Annotated in this window: 21 protein-coding genes; 9 read left to right on the forward strand and 12 right to left on the reverse strand. The window is 66.4% G+C overall.

Annotation, left to right across the window (positions count from 1 at the left end):
* Positions 1 to 60: 60 nt before the first annotated feature.
* Complete coding sequence (locus P0R31_RS31170) at positions 61 to 3735, reverse strand: AsmA family protein (protein ID WP_275518377.1); 3675 nt, start codon at positions 3733 to 3735, stop codon at positions 61 to 63.
* Between the two features lie 133 nt (positions 3736 to 3868).
* Complete coding sequence (locus tag P0R31_RS31175) at positions 3869 to 5098, reverse strand: cytochrome P450 (RefSeq protein WP_275518379.1); 1230 nt, start codon at positions 5096 to 5098, stop codon at positions 3869 to 3871.
* A gap of 128 nt (positions 5099 to 5226) precedes the next feature.
* Here P0R31_RS31175 and P0R31_RS31180 point away from each other — a divergent pair, with 128 nt between their 5' ends.
* From P0R31_RS31180 to P0R31_RS31190, 3 genes are all read left to right on the forward strand, one after another.
* Positions 5227 to 5838, forward strand: coding sequence for a TetR/AcrR family transcriptional regulator (locus tag P0R31_RS31180; RefSeq protein WP_275518380.1), 612 nt, complete (start codon positions 5227 to 5229; stop codon positions 5836 to 5838).
* Positions 5839 to 6197: 359 nt separating this feature from the next.
* A complete protein-coding gene (locus P0R31_RS31185; protein ID WP_275518381.1) occupies positions 6198 to 6494 on the forward strand; it encodes a hypothetical protein in 297 nt (98 codons plus the stop codon).
* A 122-nt stretch (positions 6495 to 6616) separates the two neighbouring features.
* A complete protein-coding gene (locus P0R31_RS31190) occupies positions 6617 to 6895 on the forward strand; it encodes a DUF1488 domain-containing protein (RefSeq protein WP_275518471.1) in 279 nt (92 codons plus the stop codon).
* 99 nt (positions 6896 to 6994) lie between these two features.
* Here P0R31_RS31190 and rpsU read toward each other — a convergent pair whose 3' ends face one another.
* The gene (rpsU, locus tag P0R31_RS31195) at positions 6995 to 7270 is read right to left on the reverse strand and encodes a 30S ribosomal protein S21 (RefSeq protein ID WP_275518472.1); all 276 of its coding nucleotides are present in this window, start codon (positions 7268 to 7270) and stop codon (positions 6995 to 6997) included.
* Between the two features lie 438 nt (positions 7271 to 7708).
* Here rpsU and P0R31_RS31200 point away from each other — a divergent pair, with 438 nt between their 5' ends.
* The 3 genes from P0R31_RS31200 (at position 7709) to P0R31_RS31210 (ending at position 8542) form a co-directional block, all read left to right on the forward strand.
* A complete protein-coding gene (locus P0R31_RS31200) occupies positions 7709 to 7918 on the forward strand; it encodes a cold-shock protein (protein ID WP_275518474.1) in 210 nt (69 codons plus the stop codon).
* A gap of 96 nt (positions 7919 to 8014) precedes the next feature.
* A complete protein-coding gene (locus tag P0R31_RS31205; RefSeq protein WP_275518382.1) occupies positions 8015 to 8257 on the forward strand; it encodes a transcriptional regulator in 243 nt (80 codons plus the stop codon).
* A 51-nt stretch (positions 8258 to 8308) separates the two neighbouring features.
* On the forward strand, positions 8309 to 8542 hold the full coding sequence (locus P0R31_RS31210; RefSeq protein WP_275518383.1) for a hypothetical protein: 234 nt from the start codon (positions 8309 to 8311) through the stop codon (positions 8540 to 8542).
* A gap of 33 nt (positions 8543 to 8575) precedes the next feature.
* On the opposite strand, the gene P0R31_RS31215 is transcribed toward P0R31_RS31210, so the two are convergent.
* The 5 genes from P0R31_RS31215 to P0R31_RS31240 all read right to left on the reverse strand — a co-directional run bounded on the left by P0R31_RS31215 (position 8576) and on the right by P0R31_RS31240 (position 16236).
* Entirely contained in the window at positions 8576 to 8812 is a 237-nt protein-coding gene (locus P0R31_RS31215; protein WP_275518385.1) for a DUF6894 family protein, read from the reverse strand.
* A gap of 248 nt (positions 8813 to 9060) precedes the next feature.
* On the reverse strand, positions 9061 to 9405 hold the full coding sequence (locus P0R31_RS31225) for a hypothetical protein (RefSeq protein WP_275518388.1): 345 nt from the start codon (positions 9403 to 9405) through the stop codon (positions 9061 to 9063).
* Between the two features lie 107 nt (positions 9406 to 9512).
* Positions 9513 to 12095 carry an EAL domain-containing protein gene (locus P0R31_RS31230; RefSeq protein WP_275518389.1) on the reverse strand — a complete coding sequence of 861 codons (2583 nt, stop codon included), beginning with the start codon at positions 12093 to 12095 and terminating at the stop codon, positions 9513 to 9515.
* Between the two features lie 156 nt (positions 12096 to 12251).
* Positions 12252 to 13547, reverse strand: a complete 1296-nt coding sequence (locus P0R31_RS31235) for an MFS transporter (RefSeq protein ID WP_275518476.1) — start codon at positions 13545 to 13547, stop codon at positions 12252 to 12254.
* 259 nt (positions 13548 to 13806) lie between these two features.
* Entirely contained in the window at positions 13807 to 16236 is a 2430-nt protein-coding gene (locus tag P0R31_RS31240; RefSeq protein WP_275518390.1) for a bifunctional diguanylate cyclase/phosphodiesterase, read from the reverse strand.
* Between the two features lie 289 nt (positions 16237 to 16525).
* Between P0R31_RS31240 and P0R31_RS31245 the strand changes: the two genes are divergently transcribed.
* Positions 16526 to 17692: an ABC transporter substrate-binding protein gene (locus P0R31_RS31245; protein WP_275518391.1), complete on the forward strand. Its 1167-nt coding sequence runs from the start codon at positions 16526 to 16528 to the stop codon at positions 17690 to 17692.
* A gap of 6 nt (positions 17693 to 17698) precedes the next feature.
* Here P0R31_RS31245 and P0R31_RS31250 read toward each other — a convergent pair whose 3' ends face one another.
* The 3 genes from P0R31_RS31250 to P0R31_RS31260 all read right to left on the reverse strand — a co-directional run bounded on the left by P0R31_RS31250 (position 17699) and on the right by P0R31_RS31260 (position 19408).
* On the reverse strand, positions 17699 to 18676 hold the full coding sequence (locus P0R31_RS31250) for a hydroxyacid dehydrogenase (protein WP_275518392.1): 978 nt from the start codon (positions 18674 to 18676) through the stop codon (positions 17699 to 17701).
* A gap of 12 nt (positions 18677 to 18688) precedes the next feature.
* Entirely contained in the window at positions 18689 to 18892 is a 204-nt protein-coding gene (locus tag P0R31_RS31255) for a hypothetical protein (protein WP_275518478.1), read from the reverse strand.
* Positions 18893 to 18964: 72 nt separating this feature from the next.
* Positions 18965 to 19408 carry a DoxX family protein gene (locus tag P0R31_RS31260; protein ID WP_275518393.1) on the reverse strand — a complete coding sequence of 148 codons (444 nt, stop codon included), beginning with the start codon at positions 19406 to 19408 and terminating at the stop codon, positions 18965 to 18967.
* A 95-nt stretch (positions 19409 to 19503) separates the two neighbouring features.
* Between P0R31_RS31260 and P0R31_RS31265 the strand changes: the two genes are divergently transcribed.
* The gene (locus P0R31_RS31265; RefSeq protein WP_275518395.1) at positions 19504 to 20424 is read left to right on the forward strand and encodes a LysR family transcriptional regulator; all 921 of its coding nucleotides are present in this window, start codon (positions 19504 to 19506) and stop codon (positions 20422 to 20424) included.
* A gap of 145 nt (positions 20425 to 20569) precedes the next feature.
* A complete protein-coding gene (locus tag P0R31_RS31270; RefSeq protein ID WP_275518396.1) occupies positions 20570 to 22051 on the forward strand; it encodes a caspase family protein in 1482 nt (493 codons plus the stop codon).
* Positions 22052 to 22102: 51 nt separating this feature from the next.
* On the opposite strand, the gene P0R31_RS31275 is transcribed toward P0R31_RS31270, so the two are convergent.
* Entirely contained in the window at positions 22103 to 22468 is a 366-nt protein-coding gene (locus tag P0R31_RS31275) for a hypothetical protein (RefSeq protein WP_275518398.1), read from the reverse strand.
* Positions 22469 to 22495: the final 27 nt, after the last annotated feature.

A 22495-nucleotide genomic window follows, 5' to 3' on the forward strand; every position in this document is an offset into this window, starting at 1 on the left:
GATAAGAGACAGGGAGAGGTGAGCGAGCCCGCGGCTCGGCCCGGGCAAACCGAGAGCGCGCTAGGGATTTTGCGGCGTCAGCACCAGCGGCGGCTTCGGCCTGGGCTTGGCGGGCGGCGGGCCCGGGGCCGGCTTCACGTCGATCGGCGGCGGGAGCGGAGCGAGCTGCTGGCTCGCAAGCGGCGGGCTCGGGAGTTGCGCGCTCGGAAGTTGCGGGCTTGGAAGTTGCGGGCTTGGCGCGGCCGGAGCGGCCTGCGGAGCCTTCGGGGTCGGCGCCACCTTGGGCCTTGCCGGCGCGCGGCGCGGGTCCTGGCCCGGCACCGGCACGTTGGCTGGCGCCTGCTCGGGCGCGCCATCGGGAGACACCAGCGTCGGCAGCGCAGCTGTGGCCGGCGGCGGCTCGCCGCGCTCGATGGCGTCGAGCCGCCGCGTCTCGCGATCGATCGTGCGCACCGCAAGCCATGACGACAGCGGTGCGAGGTCGATGGTACGGCTCAGCCTGTCGGGCGGGCCTGCCGCAAACAGCTGGATCTCGGGCGGAGCGCCGGAAAGCCCGGTCATGATCGGCGTCAGGCTGGCGCGGATGTCGGCCTGGTCCGCCGGAATGTCGTAGCCGCCGGAGACGATGGCGCGGGCGTTCTTCGCTTCCAGCGGCGTTGCACCGATGCGCAGGCGGCCGTCGCGGATCGTGAACGGAATCTGCGCCGAGGGCACCGCGATGCGCCCCGCCGACAGCGCGGGCTCGACGAGCTGCCGCAGCCGGTTGTCGTCATTGACCTGGCCGCCGTCGCTGGCGCGGATGGCGATCTCGAACGCACGCGGATTGAGGCCGGCGATCTCGGCGGATTCGAGCGTCACCGTGCCGTTGCCGGCGAGCGCACCGGTCAAGGCCGCGACGCTGCGGCCCTGGCTGGTCAGCGCCATCTGCACCGAGGCGCGCCCCTTGGGCAGGGCGAGGTCGCGATAGCGCAGCGCCGATGCATCGACGTTGCTGAGCTCGATGCGCGCGTTCAGCGCAAGACCACCCGCGCCATTGCGCGCGTCCAGGCTTGCGGACATGTCGCCGCCGCCGACGCCGCCCTTGAGCGCATCGAACGCGAGCGACTGGCCGTCGCTCCGGATCGTGCCGCCGAAGGGGCGCAACTCGATGCCGCCGGGCAACGTTCCGCGTAAGGCCTGGAAGGCGATGCGGCCGCGCCAGCCGCTGACCAATCCTGCGCTGAGCGGCTCGCCGGACTCACGACCGGCTGCGCCGACGGCGATTGCGAGCGCCGGCGCCAGATCGAGCGAGTCGAGACCGACCTCGCCGTCGATGCTCTTGTCCTGATCGAGCGTCACCGAAACATGGCCGCGCAGATGCGAGCCCGCGGCATTTCCGTCGAGATCGCCGAAGGTCAGGCGATTGCCGGAGAGCGTGAGGCGGGAGGACAGGCTGACGTTCTGCGCCGACTTGTCGGCCGGGCTGGTCCCGAGCAGCGGCGCCAGATTGGCGTTGCGCACGCGCAGGTTCACGCTCGCCTTCGGTTCGAACGATTTGGGCTCCGACCATTCGACGCTGCCTTGCGCGTCGGCATCGAGCCCGCCGCCGCTGAGCTTGGCGCTCAACTGCACCGGACGGCGCCAGGCTCCGCTCAACCGTCCTTCGAATTGCGAGGCGCCCTCACCCGCGGCCACAATGCGGTCGAGCCCGAACAGTGACAACAAGGCGCCGGCCTGCGGCGCCGCGACCTTCGCGTCCAGCGTGAAGTCGCTGTTGCGCAGGCGTTCGAGGTCGATACCGCCGATGGCGGCCGCCGGCGTCTGCGCGGCCAGGGTCGCCGTGGTCTTGAGCTGCGGTGCGTCGAGGTCGAGCACGAAGCGGGCATTGCTGCGATCGGCATGCTCGGTGTTCTTGTCGAGGCTGAGATCGAGCTTGAGACGGGTCGCGCCGGGCAAGGACGGGAGCGCATCGAGGCGCGCGCGCAGCGCGGGCGCAAACGGCTCGACCAGCGCGGTGAGCTCGCGCAGCGAATTGGCCGAGGATTTCAGCGCGAGCTTGCCGGTCGTCCTGGTGCGGTCGAAGCTGCCGCTCGCCTCCGAGGTCACGCCGCCGCCCTGGCCGAAGCGCAGCTGCTCCAGCGACAGCGACGCCGGGCTGTAGGCGAGCCTGGCTGAGAACGGCCGCAGCTCCTGGCCGGCGGAGATCGCGCGGCCGATATCGAGCGAGAGCTTTGCCTCTTCCGGCCATTCGCCTTGCGGCCCCGCCAGCGCGCGCACGAAGCTCACGGCGGCATCGAGGTCGAGCCGGTCGGCCCTGAGGTCCGCATCGATCCGCGAGCCCTTGCTTGCGCCTGTCTGCACGAAGACGATGCGGCCTTCGACGGCGCCGCCGTCGATGTCGGCCTTCAGCCTGTCGATGGCCAGATGATTGGCGGCGATGGTGACGTCGCCGGCCAGACGCAGCGGCCGCGTGCTGCGGCGGATGATCTCGCTGCGGCCCTGCAGCCAGGCCACCAGCGTGTCGGGATCGGCGGATTCGACGCTGAGCCGGCCGCTGAAACTGTCGGCGCCGGGAGCCGCGCCATTGAGCGAGACCTGCGTCATGCCGGGCGCGCGCAGCTCCAGCCGCCGGAAGGTCCAGGACCGGCCGTCGGTCGCAAGCTCGGTCGCGATGTTCTGAAGCGGACGGCCGCCGAGCATGATCTGATCGGCATTGAACTCGATCTGGGCCGGGATCGGCACCTGCGGGATCGCCGCCAGCCCTGCGCGCAGCGCCGGCAGGACGCGCTGCGGATCGGCATCGTCCTTGGCGGTCAACCTGTCGGCATCGACCTGCCGCGCCGACAGCACCGCGCGCAGCAAGGGTGATGCGCCAAACCTGAGGTCGCCGACGCCGCCGAGCTTCAGGGCGGTGTCCTCCGGGCCGAAGCTCGCGTCGATCTGCTCGAATTTTGCGCCGGCCGGATCGGCCTTGAGCCTGGTCGCCAGCTTCCAGGGCGTCGGTCCGGCCTCGCCCGCCTTCTTAGGCACGGGCACGGCGAGGGTCAGCGCGCCCTCGAATTTCGGCTGGCGGTTGTCGAAGGCGAGCACGCCTTCGAGATCGGCGAGGATGGCGCGCTCGCCGGGATCGATATTGAGGTGGAGACGGGTCGCGCTGCCGTCGGCGCTGGGGCCGGAGGAGACGCGGAACGGGTAGCGCACGCCGCGCGCGGTGAAGCTGCCGTCGCCCCGCACCGAGCCTGCGAGCGAGCGCACATCGCCGGAGAAGGCGATGTCGTTCAATTCCAGCGTCGAGCGGCTGGCGGCATCGTGCAAGGCGATGCGGCCGGTGAGGTTCAGCCGCTCGATGGCGAGGGAGGCCAGGTTGAAGGTGCCGCTCGCGGTGGAGGGCAAGTCGACCCGCCCGCGCGCGTCCAGGCCAAGATCGACCGCCATGCCGCCGACCGAAAGCTCGGTGGCACGCCATTCGCCGCGCATCAGGGAGCCGAGGCTGAACTCGACGTCGAGCTTGTCGGCGCGCAGGCGGCCGAGATCGTTGTTGCCGCCGAAGGTGACGCCGCGCAGCCGCAGCGTCGGCGCCGGCAACAGCCGCGCATCGAGCTCGCCCGCCACCCGCACCGGCACGCCGATGATCTTGCCGGCCTCCGCCTCGAACTGGGGCCTGAACTGGTTCCAGTCGATGTAGTAAGGCCCGATCAGCGCGGCCAGCAGCGCAATGATGAAGGCAATCGCCAATCCGAGCAGCGTCGTCTGCACGGGTCTCCCCTCGGCCAAACCGGCCTGGGCCGAAGCTGAGGGCCTCAGGCGCGCCGGAACAGCCCCTTATATAGGGGGAAGTGTGGCGAAGTCACAGCGACTGTTGCGCGCGGAGGTTAACGCGCAAGCCCCCTCACCAGCTCGCCGGCAGCCGCTTCAGCCCGCGCAGCACGAAGGTCGGCCGCCATTCCGGGGTCTCGATGTCGTCGATGCGCAAATCCGGCAGCCGCCGCAGCAGCGTGGCGATGGCGATCTCGGCCTCGATCCGCGCCAATTGGGCCCCCAGGCAGAAATGGATGCCGCCGCCGAACGACAGCGGCTTGACGTTCGCCCGGGTGACGTCCAGCCGGTCGGGCCTGTCGGGGTAGACCGCGCCATCGCGGTTGGCCGAGCCGAGCAGGCACAGCACGGTCTCGCCCTTGGGGATCGTCACGCCGCCGAGGTCCTCGATCTCCTCCAGCGTGACGCGCCCGGTCATCTGCACCGAGGAATCATAGCGCAGGAACTCCTCGATCGCGTTCGTCATCAGCTCCGGTTTCGCTTTCAGGAGCGCAAGCTGATCCGGGTTGCGGTGGAGTGCGAGCAGGCCGTTGCCGATCAGGTTGACCGTGGTCTCGTGGCCTGCGCCGAACAGCAGGATGATGTTGGCGGTCAGCTCCTCGTTGGTGAGCTTGTTGCCGTCCTCCTCGGCCTGCACCAGCTGGGTGATGAGGTCGTCGCCGGGATTCTTGCGGCGCAGCTCGAACAGCTGCTGGAAATACATCTGCGCCATCAGGTTGGCGGCGTTGCCCTGGCGGATCTCCTCCGGCGAGAGCGGCACGGGGTCGAGCAGCCGTCCGCCGTCGCGCGAGCTCTTGTAGAACACCTCGCGATGCTCCTCGGGGATGCCGAGCATGTCGCAGATGATAGTGACGGGCAGACGGAAGGCGAAATCCTCGATCAGGTCCATGTGGCCGCGCTCGATCACGGCATCGATCGCCTGGTCGACGATCTCCTGGATCCGCGGCCGCATGTCCTCGACACGGCGGGCGGTGAAGGCCTTCACGACGAGGCCACGCAGGCGGGTGTGGTCCGGCGGATCGGCTTGCAGCATCCAGTAGCTCATGCTGCGAAACACCGGCTCCTTCATGATCTCCGGGCCGTAGCGGCGCGTGGTCCGTTCGACGAAATCCTTGCCGAAGCGCTTGTCACGCAGCACGAGGCTGACCTCCGCGTGACGGCTGGCGACGAACTGGCCGAACGGCGTCACATGGATCGGATCGACCGTGCGCAGCCGTTGATAGTGCGGATAGGGATCGCGGATGAAATCCGGCGAGAGCGGGTTGAACAGCGGTCCGCCAAATGGTTGCACTTGCTCGTTCATGGTGACCTCGGATCGATTGCCGCACGACACGCATACGCAAGGCTGCCCACCGCCCGGCGTAACCACCCTGAAGATTATCAACTCGATACATTATTGTATCGAATTGCATTCTGCCCTAAGCTGCGCCGATGTCAAGGGTGAGAACCAGGCCGACCAGGGACGACACGCGCGAGGCGCTGTTCGAGGCGGCCTCGCGCGTGTTCGAGGCGGACGGCATCGGCGGCGCCAGCATCGAGGCGATCGCGGCGGCGGCGGGCTTCACCCGCGGCGCGTTCTATTCGAACTTCAAGAGCAAGGACGAATTGATCATCGCCATGCTCGAGGACCATGTCGCGCAGTCGATCCGGCGCAACATGGACATCCTGGCGCAGCACGACAATCTCGACGATTTCATCGCGGCGCTGAAGACGATGGATCGCAGCCGCCAGGATCCGCTCGGCCGCTCGCCCCTGCTGCACATGGAGATGATCCTGTTCGTGGCGCGGGCCGAAAAGCGCCGCCCGGAACTTGCCAAACGCCTGCGCGCGCGGCGCAGGCTGGTCGCCGACATCATCGAAGCGACATCGAAGAGCAACGGGCGCAACGTCAATCTGAACCCGCCCTGGATCGCCTCCGTCGTGCTCGCTCTGGAAGACGGCTTTCGCCTGCACCGGCTGATCGACCCGGAGACCACGCCGGCCGACAGTTTCCTGCGCGCGATCACGGATTTGCGGCGGAGGACGGGATTAGCGTCGGGCTAGCGGGTGTTTCGGATAGCAACGGAACCCGAGGCTGCTTGAGCGCACGCGCGGCGCAACCTCGGATGCCGCTGCAGCTCTCACTGCATCTTCTTCGCAGGTCCGAAATCCGGCTGCCAGACGGCTTCCTTGCGGGACGGGCGCGGCGGTCACCTTGGCTTTCTTCGTTTTCCGGTATGGAGACGATATCGCTGGCTATTGCCGCGCCAAAGGCGCATGCTCGCGGCAGTCGGCAGCGGGCTTCACTTGCGAAAGGCAGGCGTGCATGACCATCCGTTTGCTGCGAGAAGCCGTCTCGTTGAGGCGCTTGTTCCTCATGCGCTCCATCGATCTTGCGCAAGCATCGGACGCGAGCATCGCCAATGAATGACCGGCCTGTCGATCTCGACAAACACCGTGGCATGGCCGCGCAAAAGGCCACCGACCTGCGCCGCGCGCTGGGCGAGGTCGAGGCCCATGCCCGGGAGCTGCGCGAGCGCGAGGCCGATCTCGAGCACCGCATGATGACGGTACCTGCGGCTTCCTGGCCGGAGGCCGCGGTGAAGGCGCGGCATCTGCTCAACCTCTATGCTGCAGGCCTGCCCGCCGAGGACACGCGCCACCGCGCGCTCGTGTCGGCGCTGTTCGACGATTTCGCACGGCTCTCCGGGGAAGGCTGAGCCGAGCGACGGCCGCCCGCATTCTGGGCGCATGCTGGCGCGGGCCGAAGAGAGCGCGCGGCGCTGGTCAATGACTGCATGGCGCCGCCGCGCCAAGACACCGACGCGTAATGGAGCAGGCCATGACACTGACGAGCGGCCGCTTTATCGGCCATGAATACGAGCGGATGATCGTAAGGTTCTCGATGCACGACGGCGCGCGAGAGATTCCTTGCGCGATTTCGACCTCCGCGATGGACGATCTCGAGCAGGGCGCGCAAGTCAGGCCCGAGCAGCGGGAAGCCCAATTCGCCCGTCTACGGGATCGCATCGAAGCGTGCGCTGCGAGCAAGTATCGCGCCACAGAATTCGAAGGTACCCCGCCGGGCATCGTCCTGCGCGGCATCGATTTCAGGCGATAGGTTCTCAGCCCATCGAAGACAGCCCGCGAAGCCTGGTCGGGCTTTTCTGCAGCGTCACGCTGACGCGGCATGGTGTGAGATCCGGAAAGCGGATCGTCGCTAATCCGGCCTTGTCTTGATCTCCGGCAAGGGCGGCTTGCGCTCGAAAGGTTTCTTTTTTGGTGGCGCGGGCAGCAATCCTTCCCTGATCGCCTGCTTGCGAGCCAGCTTGCGGGCGCGACGAATGGCGTCGGACTTCTCGCGGGTCTTTCTCTCCGACGGCTTTTCGTAGGATCGTCGCTGCTTCATTTCCCGGAAGACACCCTCGCGCTGCATCTTCTTCTTGAGAACGCGCAGTGCCTGCTCAACATTGTTGTCTCTGACGAGTACCTGCAATTGATCCTCCTGGCTCGGGCTGCGAATGCGACACATCCTGCAGGGCAGCCAATTGCGCAGGAGCTTCATTGCGATGTGTGAGGATAGTGAGCCGCGATATTGGTCGCGGCTTCGGACGAGCCGATCTGCTTGTCACAGCGAGCAGCTTGGTGGCGTCACGTGACCACCGTCGCGCTGCGGTGTCAATCGATAACGTCTTGCTCGCGGATCGCCGGACACACGCAAGGCGCCGCGATCGGAACAGAAGAACCACTTCGCGGAAAACAAACTGGCTTTGCTCCTTGCAAATGCGTGAATATCATATATATTCCGCTCGTTCGATTAGCCGCTGTGCCTTGTTGAATGCGCCTGCGGGCTCCTTTTCCAAAGACATCGACGAAGTTGAAGATAACCGCGCGATTGTCGCGCGGGATGCGCTTGCGCGCTTTGGAGAAGACAATGACGACTGGTACGGTCAAGTGGTTCAACGGCCAAAAGGGATTCGGTTTCATCCAGCCAAACGACGGTGGCAACGATGTGTTCGTTCACATCAGCGCCGTTGAAAGGGCTGGGCTTGCCGGTCTCGGCGAAGGCCAACAGGTCAACTTCGAGATCAAGACCGACAAGATGCGAGGCAAGACCAGCGCCGAGAACCTCTCGCTGGCTTGAGATTGTTGCGCCGTTTCACGGATGTACTGAAACGGTCGCTTTGCCCGCTCAATCCCTGGATTGAGCGGGTTTAGTCTTTGCGGATCCGGGTGAACGATGAGCAGCAAGAAGCCGGCAGAGCCGTCACCCGAAAGCATTGCGCGTTCCGATCGCAAGCGCCTGGCCGCTGAAGAGGGCGCGCGGGCATTGGCGGACGTGGAAAGGCAAGCCATCGAGGTTCGCAAGAACATGGCGCGGCTCCGAGAGGCGCGCCAGGCGAGGGAAGCGGCCGATGAAACTCTTCGATCGACTTTGCCGGTGCCTAAGCTCAGGAAGCGGACAAGGAAGCTGGCGCGATAGCCGTCTTCGACGCCGCCGGCGAAATCTGAAGTGCCGATCCCATGCCGGAGAGTGCAGATCGTGCCTCGCATAAAGCCAGATCACGGAACCATCACATTCTTTCTCGCGGCCGGCGCAAATCGTCAGATGTGCCGGCTTGCAACGACATTCAACACGCAGAAGCAGGCCTTCAGCTATCTACAGAAGCATCGCAGGGAGTTCGAGCGCATGGCGCGGGAGCGCCTGGCTTCAGGAGAGCTCGAGGAAGGCATTGTCGTGCTTTCGATGCTCCAGCCTCACACGTGAGCGCGAGCACTCCTGGCGATCTCATTGGCGATCTCAATTGACCGGCCTGACTTTCTCGTAGACGAATGTCGCTGTCAGGACAGGGCCATCCGCATCCCGAACATTGATGGCGAGGCCGTCGCTGCTGGCGAGCGGCTCGCGCTGTTTGGCAATGTCGGCAAGAGACAGCGCCGCCTCGATCTCCGCGGCCCGCCGGCTGGCCAAATCGAGACCTTCTTCGTCTACGACCAGCGCTTCACCGTCCCAGATGTCAAAGTAGAATTGCGACACTAACTCGTCCTCTCGGACCGGCTCCGCCTTTCAGCCTCCCTCGCCAGCCGTTCAGCCTTCAGTCGCTCCCGATTTGCGTGGAAGGCCTGTTCTGCCTTCTCATAGTCGGTCGCTGGCTTGGTCGCGGTCTGCCTGAAGAGCTTGTTTGCCTCGGTCGCTGCACGCGATTGGGAATGTCGTCGCATTGCTCGTCCTCCTATCGCTGGTGATTTCGAAGTCCGCCGGTGCCGGCGGCTTTGTTGTCCGTCCTATTCCGGGATTGGCTTGCTGCGCCTGGACCGATCTATTCGTACCCGATCGAACTCCTTGGGCCCATCGAGCAGATCGCGCTTACGCATTGCCCTATCCTCCGCCGTCGTCGTTGTGTCGCCCATCCGATCGATCGCATCGCCGGCCATCTTGCGAGCGCGCTGCTTCTGGCGATCCGGATCAGCGCTCACCGCAAGCCCCAGTTCCACCAAGCGGCCGATTGCCTCGGACAGGCTGAGCCTGTCGCTCTGCCAAGCCATCCATGCCGCGATGGCCTTGAGCTGCGGTTGTGAAGGTCGAAACCCTGCCGCTCGTGCGGTGGCGCTGCTTTCCGGTCTTTTCATTGGGCCCGTGCAGTTTGCAAACAGAACATGGCGCGTGCCCCCGGCTAAGGACCAAGCCGCCGGTCACTGATGCGTTCCTAGCGTCCGGCAATATTGCTCAAAGGCGGCTACGCCGACTGCTTCACAGCAGCCTTGACCGCCACAAGGTCAAGCCGCCCCAGCATCGCCCTCGCCTGCTCGGCGCAATGCTCGATCAGCCAACGCTCGAAGGCGACCGGCGGCAGCGGCGGAGCGTAGAGGAAGCCCTGGACGATGTCGCAGCCGAGCTCGGCCAGCGTGTTGCGCTGCCCCTCGGTCTCGACCCCCTCGGCGACCACGCTCATGCCGAGACCCTGGCCGACCCGAACCACGGCGGTGGCGATCGCGAGCGCGCCCGCGTCCTGCTCGATGTCGCGCATGAAACTGCGGTCGATCTTGAGCTCGCGGATCGGCAGATGCGCAAGCCGGCTAAGGCTGGAATAGCCGGTGCCGAAATCGTCCACCGAGAGGCCGACGCCGAGCTCGCGGATCGCGTTCATCGTCTCCAGCGCCGCGGCGCCGTCCTGCATGAACGCGCCTTCGGTAATCTCCAGCATCAGCGCGTCCGGCGGCAGATCATGCTCGGCCAGGATGTCCTTGAGCCGTGCGGCCAGCGTGACGTTGCGGAAATTGATCGGCGACAGGTTGACCGAGACGCAGGGGATGTTGAGCGCGGCGCGGCGCCAGCTCGCCATCTGGCGGCAGGCCTCGCGCACGGACCACAGGCCGATCTGCTCGATCAGCCCGCATTCCTCGGCGAGCGGGATGAACTTCGCCGGCGAGACGTCGCCGAGCTCGGCGTCGCGCCAGCGCGCGAGCGCCTCGACGCCGTGGATCGCGCCGTCGCGGCTGCGGATCTGCGGCTGGTAGCTGAGCCTCAGCGCACCTTCCACGACCGCTCGGCGCAACGCCGCGATCAGCGCCAGCCGCTGCTCCGCGAGCACGTTCATCTCGGCACTGAAGAGGCGATGCGTCGAGCGTCCGGCCTGCTTGGCCATGTACATGGCGGCGTCCGCCTGCTGCATCAATGTGTCGATGTCGGTGGCGTGATCGGGATAGAGGCTGATTCCGATGCTGGCGGACATCGGCATCAGCTTCGATCCGAGCCGCAACGGTGCGGACAGGGCCTCGGTGATCCCGGCCGCGATCCGCTCGGCGGCCTCGGCATTGCGTTGCGGCAGCAGGATGACGAATTCGTCGCCGCCGAGTCGTCCCAGCATGTCTTCGGGACCGATCTGCTCGCGCAGGCGCTGCGCGAGCAGGATCAAGAGCTCGTCGCCAGCGGCGTGGCCGAGGGTGTCGTTGACGTCCTTGAAATGATCGACGTCGAGGAAGGCGAGCGCGACATGGCCTCCGGCCGGACAGGCATCGATCGCGGTCGTGATCAGGCGGCGCAGCTGCGCGCGGTTCGGCAGGCCGGTGAGCATGTCGTGATAGGCGAGCCGCGCGATTTCGGCGCGCGCCTCCTTGCGTTCGATCGCGAACGCGCCGAGGTTGACGCAGGCATCGACGATCTGGCGGTGCCATCTGCTCGGCGCCCGCGGTTCGCGATAATAGAAGCCGAAGGTGCCGATGACGCGGCCGTCCTTGGCCTTGATCGGCGTCGACCAGCAGGCGCGCAAGCCCACTTCGAGCGGCCGCGCCTTGTAGGGCTGCCAGCGCGGATCGGCATCGATGTCGGCGACCAGAACCGGAATGCCGTAGAAGGCTCCGGTTCCGCACGTGCCGACCTCGGGACCGATCGCGATGCCGTCGAGCGAACGGGAATAGTCCTCGGGCAGGCTCGGACCGCCCAGCGGATGGAGCAGGCCGGCGGCATCGACGTGCAGCAGCGAGCAGACGACGCCGGGCGCGATCTGCTCGACGCGGCGGCACAGCCGATCGGCAATCTCGGTGATCGGCGCCTCGTCGGCGAGCGCCGCCATGATCAGCTGCTGCAGCGAGCGCAGCTGCCTGGATTCGGTGATATCTTCGAGCAGCGCGAAGATGTGCTTGACCCGGCCTTTCTTGTCGCGGAAGGCGTCGATCCGGGCAGAGACCCAGATCTCCTCACCATCCTTGTCGTAGACGAGCACCTCGGCCTCGGCGCCGTGACCGCCACGCATCAGCCGCTTGACGAGCTTCGCAACCGCCTTGCGATCGGTGTGGCGGCCGGCAATGAGCTCGCCCGCGCGGGCGCCTTCGGCCTCCTCGCTGGTATGGCCGAACAGCGCCGTGAACGCGGAATTGACGTAGACGATCTTTTGCTCGACGTCGGTGATGATCACCGCGCGGTTGGTCTGGTCGGACACCGCGTGGAGAAGCCCGATCCTGGCGCGGCGTTCAGCATCAAGGGTGACGTCACGCGCGAACACGATGTGATGGGCCTCGCCGTCGACCGTCGCCGACGACATCGCGACCTGCGCCTTGATACGGCTGCCGTCGCGTCGTACGAGGCTGATCTCCTCGCGGACATCCGCAGTCGCACGGGCCTCAAGACATTTGAGGGTGAGGACGGCGGCATCGCGGCCGAGCACCTCGGCGGCGGCGAGCTTCCAGATCAGCTCTGCGGCGGGGTTGAAATGCGTAATGCGATGCGCCTCATCGACGATGACGATGCCGTCGTCGGCGCGTTCGAGAGCGGTGCGCAGCACGTCAGGAAATTCTGTCACAAGGTGATCGGAGGCAGGCATCGTCTGAACCAACGGCATCGGGAAATGCAGCGATCTGCGAGAGGTTAACGCTCCGATGGTGTCCAAGACGTTTTTGCAGTTCCCTCGCTTCGCGCGATGAGGCGGCATGATTAACGTTTCGCGAATACGCCGAATATGTCTTGATGCATACTGGACCTATTCGGATTCCGTCTTGAGCTTGTGCAGCCGGCCGGCCACGGCCCGCACCTTGCCGGGGGCCGCCCGCCAGATCGCGAGCGCCGACATTCCGCTCACGACCATCGCGACGGCGAAAGCCAGTGTGTAGTCGCCGGCGCGATCATAGAGCAAGCCGGTGACCCACGGTCCGGCGGCACCGCCCGCCAGCGCCGCGAGCATGATCGTGCCGAAGATGCTGCCCTGGTGCCTGCCCTGGAAGATCTCGAACACCACCGCGCCCATGATCGAGGTGAGGCCGTAGCCGAGCGCGCCTTGCGTGAACACCATGAGATAGACCAGCCACGATGACGGCGAGAATTTCAGGGCCATCAGTGCGGCGAAGCAGATCGCAAAACCCGCGCAGCTGATCGTCCAGACCCATTCCCGCCCGATCCGGTCGGAGACATGGCCGAGCAGGATCTGGCCGGGAATGCCAAGCAGGCTGACGATGCCGAGCGCCCACACGGCGACGCCGGAGCTGAAGCCGATATCGAGCAGGAATTTGGTCTGGTGCACCTGTACCGCGTACCAGATGTACAGGCCGCAGAAATAGCCGAGCGAGATCCACCAGAACCGCGCGGTCGCCACGGCGCGCGCCAGCGTCCAGTCGGTGTTGACCCAGTCGGGATCGACCACGTTGGAGACCGGCCTTGCCGCGCCCGCGACCGGGGCGGCATCGCCGTCCGGCTGGAGCCCGATGTCCTCCGGACGCTTGTGCAGCAGCAGATTGATCGGCGCCAGCGCGATCAGGACGAGCAGGCCCATCGCGGTGCAGGCGGTGCGCCAGCCGGTCTGCTCGATCATGTGCTGCACCCATGGCAGCAGCGTCACCGAGCCGATGCCGACACCGGCGAAAGCGATGCCGATGGCGAAGCCGCGCTTGCGGATGAACCAGTTCGGCAGGAACAGCGACTGGCCGGAATAGCCGAGACAGACGCTGCCGGCGCCGACCATGACGCCGATGGTGACATAGAGATGCCAGGGCGCGCTGGTCAACGGCGCCAGCAGCAGCCCGCCGCCCATCAGCACGACGCCGAGTTCCATCACCGCGCGCGGGCCGGCGCGATCCATCAGGCGGCCGATCAGCGGGCTGACCACACCCGACACCACGAAGCCGAAGGAGAATGCGCCCGCCGTGACGCCGCGCTCCCAGCCGAACTCGGAGATGATGGGTGGAAAGAACAGCGAAAAGGCGGTGCGCGCGTTGACGCCGATCGCCATGGTGACGAAGGTCACGGCGACGACGATCCAGCCGTAGAAGAACGGAAGCCGCATATTTGCTTGTTTCATCCCTAGACGGTTCTTCGGACCATCCGGGGATGTCCGGGTCAAGCGCTTTTCGCGCATGCCCGCTGGGCAGCAACGCCGTTGAAAATGAGAGCGGCCCCGCGGCCATCCTTCGAGACGCCCGCTTTAGGCGGGCTCCTCAGGATGAGGACCGAATGCGCGGCAGCCGTTTCAACGGGCACGGATGCCGCTCAGCCTCATCCTGAGGAGACCGCGAAGCGGTCGTCTCGAAGGACGAGGCGTGCGCTCAGGCGGCGTCGAGCCGTGAGGATTTGACCGGCGCGTCGAACAGGATCCGCTCGATCGGATGCGGCCGGCCGAACAGATAGCCTTGCGCAAAATTGACGCCGAGCGCCTTCAGCCGGTCGAACTCCTCGCGCGTCTCGACGCCTTCGGCCGTGACCGACATGTCCAGTCCGCGCGCCAGCGTCACGATCGAGGAGATGATGGCGGAAGAGCGCGGCTGCTGGGTCAGGTTGCGAATGAACGACTTGTCGATCTTGATCTTGTCGAACGGGAACGCGGTCAGGTAGCTGAGCGAGGAATAGCCGGTGCCGAAATCATCGAGCGCGAGCTCGACCCCGAGCTGTTTCAGCCGCTCCATGAAGGCGTGATTCTCGCTGCCGCGCTCCAGCAGCACGGATTCCGTGATCTCGATCTCGAGCCGCTGCGGCGGCAGGCCGGAATCGGCGAGCGCCGCGCAGATCATGTCGAACAGCTCGGCTTCCTTGAACTGGATCGGCGACAGATTGACGGCGATCATGAGATCGGCAGGCCAGCCGGCTGCGTCCGCGCAGGCGCGCCGCAGCACGAATTCGCCGAGCGGCACGATCAGCCCGGTCTCCTCCGCAAGCGCAATGAACTGGTCCGGAGGGATCAGGCCGCGCGTCGGATGCCGCCAGCGCACCAGCGCCTCGAAGCCGCGTCGTTCGCCACTGAGGGCATCGACGAACGGCTGGTAGTGCACCTCCAGCTGGCAGCGCGCGATGGCGTCGCGCAGATCTCCTTCCAGCGTGTTGCGGGCCTCCAGCTCGGCCGACATCGCCTCATCATAAACAGTGAAGCAGTTGCGGCCGGCCGATTTCGAACGGTAGAGCGCGAGATCCGCTTTCTTCAGGAGCTGCTCCTGATCGCTGCCATGATCCGGCGCGATCGCGATGCCGATGCTGGTGCCGATCTCGACGCGGTGTCCGGGCAGCAGGAACGGTTCGCTCACGAGCTTGGCGATCCGCGCCGCCAGATCGGTCGAGCAGGCGCGCTGGTGCTCGCCGGCTTGCTGGATGATGGCGAATTCGTCGCCGCCGAGCCGCGCCAGCACGTCGTTGGCGCGCAGTGCGGATTGCAGCCGCTGCGCCACCTGGCGCAGCAGCGCATCGCCGGCCGCGTGGCCGAGGGAATCGTTGACGTTCTTGAAGCGGTCGAGGTCGAGCATCAGGATCGCGAAGGGCTCGCCCCTCACGCTCAACTTGCCGTTCATCTCGTCGAGGCGGGTGAGGAAAAAGGCGCGGTTCGGCAATCCCGTGAGAATGTCGGTCTGGGCAAGCTCGAGCACCCGCCGGTTCGCCAGCGACAGCCGCCGCGAATTGCGGCTGGCGAGCATCAGATAGGTCGACAGCGACAGCGTCAGCAGCATGCCGACGACGAGGACCGCAACCGCGCGGTCGTAAGACGTTGCCAGCGGACCGCCTGCGGTCGGAACCGCCCGCACCTGCCAATCGGTGTCGCCGATCTTGAGACTGCCCGACCAGTGCAGGGTCCGCGCGATGTCCCGCATCGACCGCAGCGCCGAGGCGGCCGACGCATAGTCCGGCAGCATCTGCTCGAGGCTGACGATCTGCGCCGTGTACGGCGGGAAGACCGTCATGCTGACCGCGGGGCTGGCTCCGGTGGTCACGCGGATGGACTGGATCAGCAGCGGCAGGTCGAAGACGCCGACCACGACGCCGGCGATATTGCGGCGCCGGTCCGCGATCTCCTCGCGCGAGGTTCCCTTGGCGTAGACGGGAACGACGACGAGGACATAGGACGGCCGGTCGCTGTCCTTCGGCCCGAACAGGCGCGTGCGCATGGCTGCGACGCGATCGTTGTCGCGCGCGCGCTCCAGCACCGCCCGTCGCTCCGGAACGGTCGTGTAGTCCATGCCGTACACCGACGAGGTCTTCGGCTGCGTCGAGTAAAACACCGGAAAATATTCGTCGCTCTGCGGCGCGGTGACGAAGCCCTCGCCCTGCAGCGCCTTGATGTGATAGCTCGACATACCATCCCGGACCGCCGCGGCCTCGTATTCCGCGCGCTCCTTGCGGTTGACCCGCGGCAACCAGGAAATGCGCAGCATGCCGGGGTGACGCTCGAACAGGCGGGCGCTGAAGGTCTCGAATTCGCTGCGGGTGACTTCTTCGTTGGTCGATTCGAACAGCGTGCGCAGCGCGAGAAGCCTCGATATGTACTCGTTCATGCCGTTCTGCAGGACGATCGCCTGGGTCTCGGCCGCGTTCTCGAACTCGATCCTGTTGACGCGATGTTCCCACCGCGCCACGGCGGCAGCGCCCACGATCGAGAACAGCAGGCCGACGCAGACCGCGACGAGCGCAGGACGATAGAGCCCGAGCAGCGGCGCGGCACGCCACCATCCGCCTCTGCGTCTCCGATCCTGATCGTTCTGATCGCGACCGCCCATCTTGAAGCCGCCGTCCCCTATCCGCGACGAACCGAACCTCTGGTTGAGGTGCCGGCGCCGCTATCGGAACAAGACGGCGGTTAAGAACTGCACAATTTTGGAAAACGGTCGTTTCGCAATGCGGAAATTAGTTAACGAAGTGAGCGAACGATCCCGGCATTCTGGACATAAGTTACCGGTTTTCCCCGGTGTACTACGGGCTACCTGCGTCGCGCCGCTTAGCGAGCTATTCAGGCTCGCAAGGCTAATGTGGCGCAGGGTTTCTTCAATGATCCGGCAAAGCCTTCCGATGCATCGATTTCGATCGGCGAGATCCGTCGTCCTGGCCATCGCGCTTCTGGCTGCGACCATGCCGGCTGCGAGGGGCGACGAGGCCGGCATCAGCGAGGATGCGATCCTGTTCGGCCAGGCCGCGGCGCTGGAAGGCCCCTCCTCCGCGCTGGGACAGCGCATGCGGCAAGGCGTCGTCGCCGCGTTCACCGAGGTCAACGCCAAGGGCGGCGTTCATGGCCGCAAGCTCCGGCTCATCAGCAGCGACGACGGCTACGACCCCGACCGTTCGGTGGCGCAGACGCTGCGCCTGATCGACGAGGACAAGGTGTTCGCGCTGATCGGCGCGGTGGGCACGCCGACCGCGATGGCGACCATACCGATCACCAGTGTCCGGAACGTGCCCTTCATCGGCCCGTTCACCGGCGCCGAGTTCCTGCGCGATCCCGAGCTTCCGAACGTCGTCAACATCCGCGCCAGCTACGGCGCGGAGGCGGAAGCCTGGATTAAGCATCTCACCGAGGATCGCAAGTTCACCCGCATCGGCATCTTCTACCAGGACGATTCCTTCGGCCGCGACGGGCTTGTCGGCGTGAAGCGGGCGCTCGCCAAGCGCGGGCTCGAGCTCGCCGCCGAAGGCACTTACGAGCGCAACACCCGCGCGGTCGGCCAGGCCTGGCGCATGATCAAGCGCGCCGACCCCGAAGCCATCGTCATGGTCGGGACCTATGGACCGTGCGCGGAGTTCATCAAGCTCGCCCGCCGCAGCGGCGCTCGTCCAACCTTCGTCAACATCTCCTTCGTCGGCGCCGTTGCGCTCGCCGCGGAACTCGGCCCGGAGGGCGAGGGCGTCATCGTCTCGCAGGTGGTGCCGTTTCCCTGGGACCGCTCGCTCAAGCTCGTCGCCGACTACCAGGCAGCGCAAAAGGCGTTCGACCCGGCACTGACGCCGGACTTCGTGTCGCTGGAAGGCTATCTGTCCGGCCGGCTTGCGGCCGCGGCGCTGGAAAAGGCCGGCCCCCATCCGACCCGCGCAAGCCTGCTGCGCGCCATCAACGATACCGGCCGTTTCGACATCAGCGGCAGCATCGTCACCGTCGGCACACGCATGCTCGACACGCCGCCGAAGGTGTTCCTGACGGTGATCCAGAAGGACGGGACGTTCAAGGCGGTGGACCGGCTCTGAGACCCTTCACGGCCGCCGCGTCCAGCGATCGGCGTTGACGGCGCCTTGCGGGATTTCTCCCCTCGCGATGGCCTCGACCTGTCGCACCGTCTCCAGCGACTGGTATTCGATGGCCTGCGGCGTCAGGCCGCCGACATGCGGCGTCGCGATGACGTTCGGCAGCCTGGCTAGCTCGGGCGTCGGCATCTGGTCCGGTGCGCGGCCGACATCCATGGCGGCGCCGGCGATGCGGCCCTCACGCAGCGCGTGCGCCAGTGCGGTCTCGTCGACGAGATTGCCGCGCGAGAGATTGATGAAGACGGCGTGCTTCTGCATGCGCGCCAGCGCCGCCTCTCCGATCAGGTTCTCCGTCTGCGCATTGGCGACGGCGAGGCAGACGACATAGTCCGATGCGGCGAGGAGCTCGTCGAGACCGACCTGCCGGATCGCGGTATCGCTGACGGTTACGAAGGGATCGGAGACCAATACCTCCATGCGCAGCACTTTTGCGATCTCGGCGAGGTAGCGCCCGATGCTGCCATAGCCGATGATGCCGATCCGGCTGCCGGCGAGCTGGCGGCCCATCCGTGCTTCCGGCTTGCGGCCTGCCTGGTAATCTGCGGTGGTCCGCGACACGCCGCGGGAGAGATCGACCATGAAGCCGAGCGCGAGCTCGGCCACGGCCTGCACGAAGCCGGGCCCGGCGCGGGTCACGAGCACGCCGGCCTGCGAGGCCGCATCCACGTCGACGTTGCGGATGTCGACGGCGCAGCGGACGAACGCCCGCAGACGCGGCAATTGCGAAAAAATCTCGCCGCGGCCTTCGGTCATGCGATCGGCGATGATGATGTCGGCGTCCTTGGCGGCGCGCACCAGGCTGGCTGCGTCCAGCGGCTCATCCTTCTCGTGCAGGATTACCTCGGCGACCGCGCGAAGGCCGTTCAGGCTGCGATCGCCGTAATAGTTGCGCCGCATCTCCGGGGTGTGCGCGAGCAGAACCTTCATGACAAGACTCCTTCACTGGCCGAATGCCCGCGGCAGCGCGGTCGAGAGCCATGGTACGAAGGCAATGACTAGCAGGCAGAGGAACAGGAGGCCAGGACAGCCCAGGATCGGCTTCACCGTCTGCTCGATCGGCACGTTGCCGATCAGCAGGCGCCCACCCGCCGCAAGATCAGCGTGAACGCCGATGATGCAGAACGCATATCGATTGGATTGCACAAGGCAGACGACGAACGAAAGCCGCGGGATCGTGATCCCGCGGCTCGCAACATTTGAGCGAATGCAGTGATGTCAGCGCGAATGCGCGCCGCTGAGCTGGCCGCCCGCCGCGGCGACATCAGGCGAGGGACGCAGCGCATAGGCGCCATCGCCGAGCAGGGCTTGCGTGGCGAGCGCGATCGCCCAGAAGGCGGGGAATTCCCAGCCCCCCTTCGGATTGGTGAAGAAGAAGCCGGCCGCGCCGTGCACCGAGAAGATCGCGCCGAGCAGAATCGGAATGCCCGCGAGCGCCGCATAGCGAGTCCAGACGCCGAGGATCAGCGCGACACCGCTGAGCACTTCCACGGTCATAATGAGATAGGCGAGCTCGGGCGGGAAGCCGAGACTACCGAAGAATTTTGCGGTACCAGCCGGCGTGAACACGAACAGCTTCAGGCTGGCATGGGCCAGGAACAGCGCGCCCAGGGTCACGCGCAGCACCAGCGCGGCGTAAGGGGCGGTACGGGAATCGATCATGGCGGTCTCCTTTGCGCCGCAAGATGATCTATTCTCATCTGGGCGATAATCTGGTATTTTTGAAATATACCTCACACCAACAGAGTGAGATCGGCTTGCTCGACCGCCTGACCAGCCTGGAGGTCTTCGCGAAGGTTGCCGCGGCCGGCAGCCTCTCCGGCGCGGCACGGGCCATGGGGCTGTCGCAGACCATGGTGACCAAGCATGTCGCCTCGCTGGAGGCGCGGCTCGGCATAAAACTGTTCCACCGCACCACGCGGCGGCTCTCCATCACCGAGGCCGGACGGAACTATCTGGAATCCGCCGAGCGCATTCTCGCCGACATGGAGGCCGCCGACTCGGCGATATCGCGTGAACGCGTCGAGCCGCGCGGGCTGCTGCGGGTCAACGTCCCCGTCGTGTTCGGTACGAGGCAGATTGCACCTGCAATCGCGGAGTTCTCGGCAATCCATCCCGAGGTCACCGTCGAGCTCGGTCTCAACGATCGCCTCGTCGACCTCGCCGAGGAAGGCTGGGACCTCGCGATCCGCATCGGCAGCTTGCGCGACTCCAGCATGGTGGCCCGAAAGCTCGCGCCGAACCGCCTCGTGGTCTGTGCCGCACCTTCCTATCTTGCCAGGCACGGCACACCGCGCACCGTCGCCGACCTCGCCCGGCACAATTGCCTCGGCTACACGCTTTCGCAGCAGGCGAGCGCGGCGGAATGGCTATTCGGCGTCGAGGGCGAGATCCGCGTCCAGGTCAGCGGCACCTTGCGTGCCAACAATGGCGATGCGCTGCGCGCGGCGACGCTGGCCGGCCTCGGCCTTGCGCGACAACCCACCTTCATCATCGCCGACGATTTGCGCTCAGGCGCGCTCGTCGCGCTCTCGCTCGACCAGCCAGAGATCCAGACGTCGGCCGTGCATGCGGTCTATCTGCCCGATCGCCGCCCGCCGGCCAAGGTGCGCGCCTTCATCGACTTTCTCGCCGCGCGCTTTGCGCCGGTGACGCCCTGGGACCGCGGACTGCCGTGACGGCGCAAGGTCTGAGGCGCAGCTCCGGCCAGATCCACTGCCCGATTTGTCGCACGGGGTAACGTGATCCAGCGCACAGACGCCCTCATGGCGCGGACTTAGAAAAGGTGTCATCATCGTGCGCATTGCCGTTGGAGGTGACATCATGCGCCGTCCAGTCTTTTCGAATTTTCTTCTTGCGTCCGGTCTTCTCGCACTTACTCAATTGGTGACGCCCACGGACGCGGCCGCCGAAGCGCGGCTTGCGCTGGTGATCGGCCAATCGGCCTATCGCACCGTGCCGGAGCTGCCGAACGCCGCCAACGACGCCAAGGGCATGACGGAGCTGCTCGGCAGTGCCGGCTTCACCGTCACCACGGCGGCCAATCTGGCGCAGACCGAGATGCGCGCGGCGATCTCGGACTTCGCCGGCAAGGTCAGTGCCAGCGGCCCCGAAACCGTCGCGCTGGTGTTCTATGCCGGCCACGGCCTTCAGATCGACGGCGAGAACTATCTGGTTCCCATCGATCTCGATCCCAAGCGCGAGGCCGACATCCCGCTGCAGGGCGTGCGGCTGAACGACATGCTCAACACGCTCGGCGCGCTGCCGACGCGGGCGCGCATCTTCATGCTCGATGCCTGCCGCAACAACCCGTTCCCCGCGCTCAGCGGCGCCGGCCACGGGCTTGCGATCGTCGATACCAAGGCCGGCGCGCCCGGCTCGTTCATCTCCTATTCGACCTCGCCCGGCGCCGAGGCCGAGGACGGCAACGGCATCGACAGCCCCTACACGACGGCCGTGCTGACGGTCGCCAAGCAACCGAACCTGCCGATCGAGGAGATGTTCAAGCGCATTCGCGTCGCGGTGGCGCAGTCGACCGACGGCCGGCAGATCCCTTGGGAAAGCTCCTCGCTGACCACCGATTTCAGGTTCTTCGGCGAGAGCGGCGGCAGCACGCCCGCTCTTCCGGGCGCATCCGCCATGGCGCTCGCCGGCGGTACGCGCAGCGTCGAAGACTGGCGCAAGACATTGCAGGGCAAGCCGGCCATGGTCGCCTATGAGCTCGTGATCACCGAGGACACCGTGGAGGCGTATCAGGCCTATATCGAGCTGTACGCCCAGGACACCCGCACGCCGCGCCTTCGCACCGTGCTGGAGCGGCGTCGCCAGATGCTGGCGTGGGAGCGTGCCACCGCCATCAACACCCGCGCCTCGTTCGAGGCATATCTCGCGAACTGGGGCAGCAGCGATCTCGCGGCAACCGCGCGCCGGCTGCTGCTGCGCGTGCAGAACCGCAACTACGCCGTGCCCGTCGCCGCCGCGGCGACGCCCGTCGCGGTCGCGATGGCGCCGACCTGCCCGTGCTCGACGCCCGCGACACCGGCAACACCGGTCAACCCGTCGGTCCCGCCCGTGATCAAGAAGCGCGTCGACGAGACCCCGCCGAAGCGCAAGGTGGTCGAGACGCCGCCCAAGCGACGGCCGCCGTCCGAGCAAGTGGTCTACGAGCGCGCGCCGCCGCCGGATCGCGGCCCGCCGCCGGAGGCCGTGATGCAAGGCATCGGCATCGGCGTGGGAATCGGCCTCGGCATGGGAATGGGCGGCCGCGGCGGCGACCATAATAGCGGCGGCTACCGCAGATACTGAGCCGGTCCGGCACCGGCAGCATTCGGCTCGCGCCAATCGCGCGAGCCGAACTCATTGCGACAGGGCCGGATGGTCCCGGAGCACGGCTTCTCGAATCCAGCCCGCCTGGATCGCACGCGACAAGATCTGCGCCGTCTTGATGTCCTCGGCCTTCATGCAGAGATCCACGATGCGGCTCACGGCGTCGTCGCGCATCAGATCGTCGGAGATCTTCATCGCGATCTCCATCGCAGCGCGGGCTGCGCGCTCATAGCGCTCGCGCGTGCTGGTCGGCGCCGAAGCTGCGGCGGCTTCGGCGATCGCCCGCGCAGCCTGGCAGATGTTGCGAATCCGGTCGGCTGCTTCGATGTCGCCGAGCGGCCCCCCGATCGGCTCGTCCCAGACGTCTGCCGGCTCTCGCCTCGCGAACCACTTCATTGCCCCACCAATGGTCTTCAATTGCTC

It is taken from the genome of Bradyrhizobium yuanmingense (genome assembly GCF_029167105.1).
Taxonomy (GTDB): Bacteria; Pseudomonadota; Alphaproteobacteria; order Rhizobiales; family Xanthobacteraceae; genus Bradyrhizobium; species Bradyrhizobium yuanmingense_A.

Bases quoted from the DNA above. Each gene is read 5' to 3' on its own strand.
- P0R31_RS31240 (WP_275518390.1), bottom strand. From the start codon at position 16,236: ATGGGCGGTCGCGATCAGAACGATCAGGATCGGAGACGCAGAGGCGGA.
- P0R31_RS31185 (WP_275518381.1), top strand. From the start codon at position 6,198: ATGAATGACCGGCCTGTCGATCTCGACAAACACCGTGGCATGGCCGCG.
- P0R31_RS31245 (WP_275518391.1), top strand. From the start codon at position 16,526: ATGCATCGATTTCGATCGGCGAGATCCGTCGTCCTGGCCATCGCGCTT.
- P0R31_RS31190 (WP_275518471.1), top strand. From the start codon at position 6,617: ATGACACTGACGAGCGGCCGCTTTATCGGCCATGAATACGAGCGGATG.
- P0R31_RS31180 (WP_275518380.1), top strand. From the start codon at position 5,227: ATGTCAAGGGTGAGAACCAGGCCGACCAGGGACGACACGCGCGAGGCG.
- P0R31_RS31235 (WP_275518476.1), bottom strand. From the start codon at position 13,547: ATGCGGCTTCCGTTCTTCTACGGCTGGATCGTCGTCGCCGTGACCTTC.
- P0R31_RS31200 (WP_275518474.1), top strand. From the start codon at position 7,709: ATGACGACTGGTACGGTCAAGTGGTTCAACGGCCAAAAGGGATTCGGT.
- P0R31_RS31230 (WP_275518389.1), bottom strand. From the start codon at position 12,095: ATGCCTGCCTCCGATCACCTTGTGACAGAATTTCCTGACGTGCTGCGC.
- P0R31_RS31225 (WP_275518388.1), bottom strand. From the start codon at position 9,405: ATGAAAAGACCGGAAAGCAGCGCCACCGCACGAGCGGCAGGGTTTCGA.
- P0R31_RS31250 (WP_275518392.1), bottom strand. From the start codon at position 18,676: ATGAAGGTTCTGCTCGCGCACACCCCGGAGATGCGGCGCAACTATTAC.
- P0R31_RS31175 (WP_275518379.1), bottom strand. From the start codon at position 5,098: ATGAACGAGCAAGTGCAACCATTTGGCGGACCGCTGTTCAACCCGCTC.
- P0R31_RS31270 (WP_275518396.1), top strand. From the start codon at position 20,570: ATGCGCCGTCCAGTCTTTTCGAATTTTCTTCTTGCGTCCGGTCTTCTC.
- P0R31_RS31205 (WP_275518382.1), top strand. From the start codon at position 8,015: ATGAGCAGCAAGAAGCCGGCAGAGCCGTCACCCGAAAGCATTGCGCGT.
- P0R31_RS31275 (WP_275518398.1), bottom strand. From the start codon at position 22,468: ATGAAGTGGTTCGCGAGGCGAGAGCCGGCAGACGTCTGGGACGAGCCG.
- P0R31_RS31260 (WP_275518393.1), bottom strand. From the start codon at position 19,408: ATGATCGATTCCCGTACCGCCCCTTACGCCGCGCTGGTGCTGCGCGTG.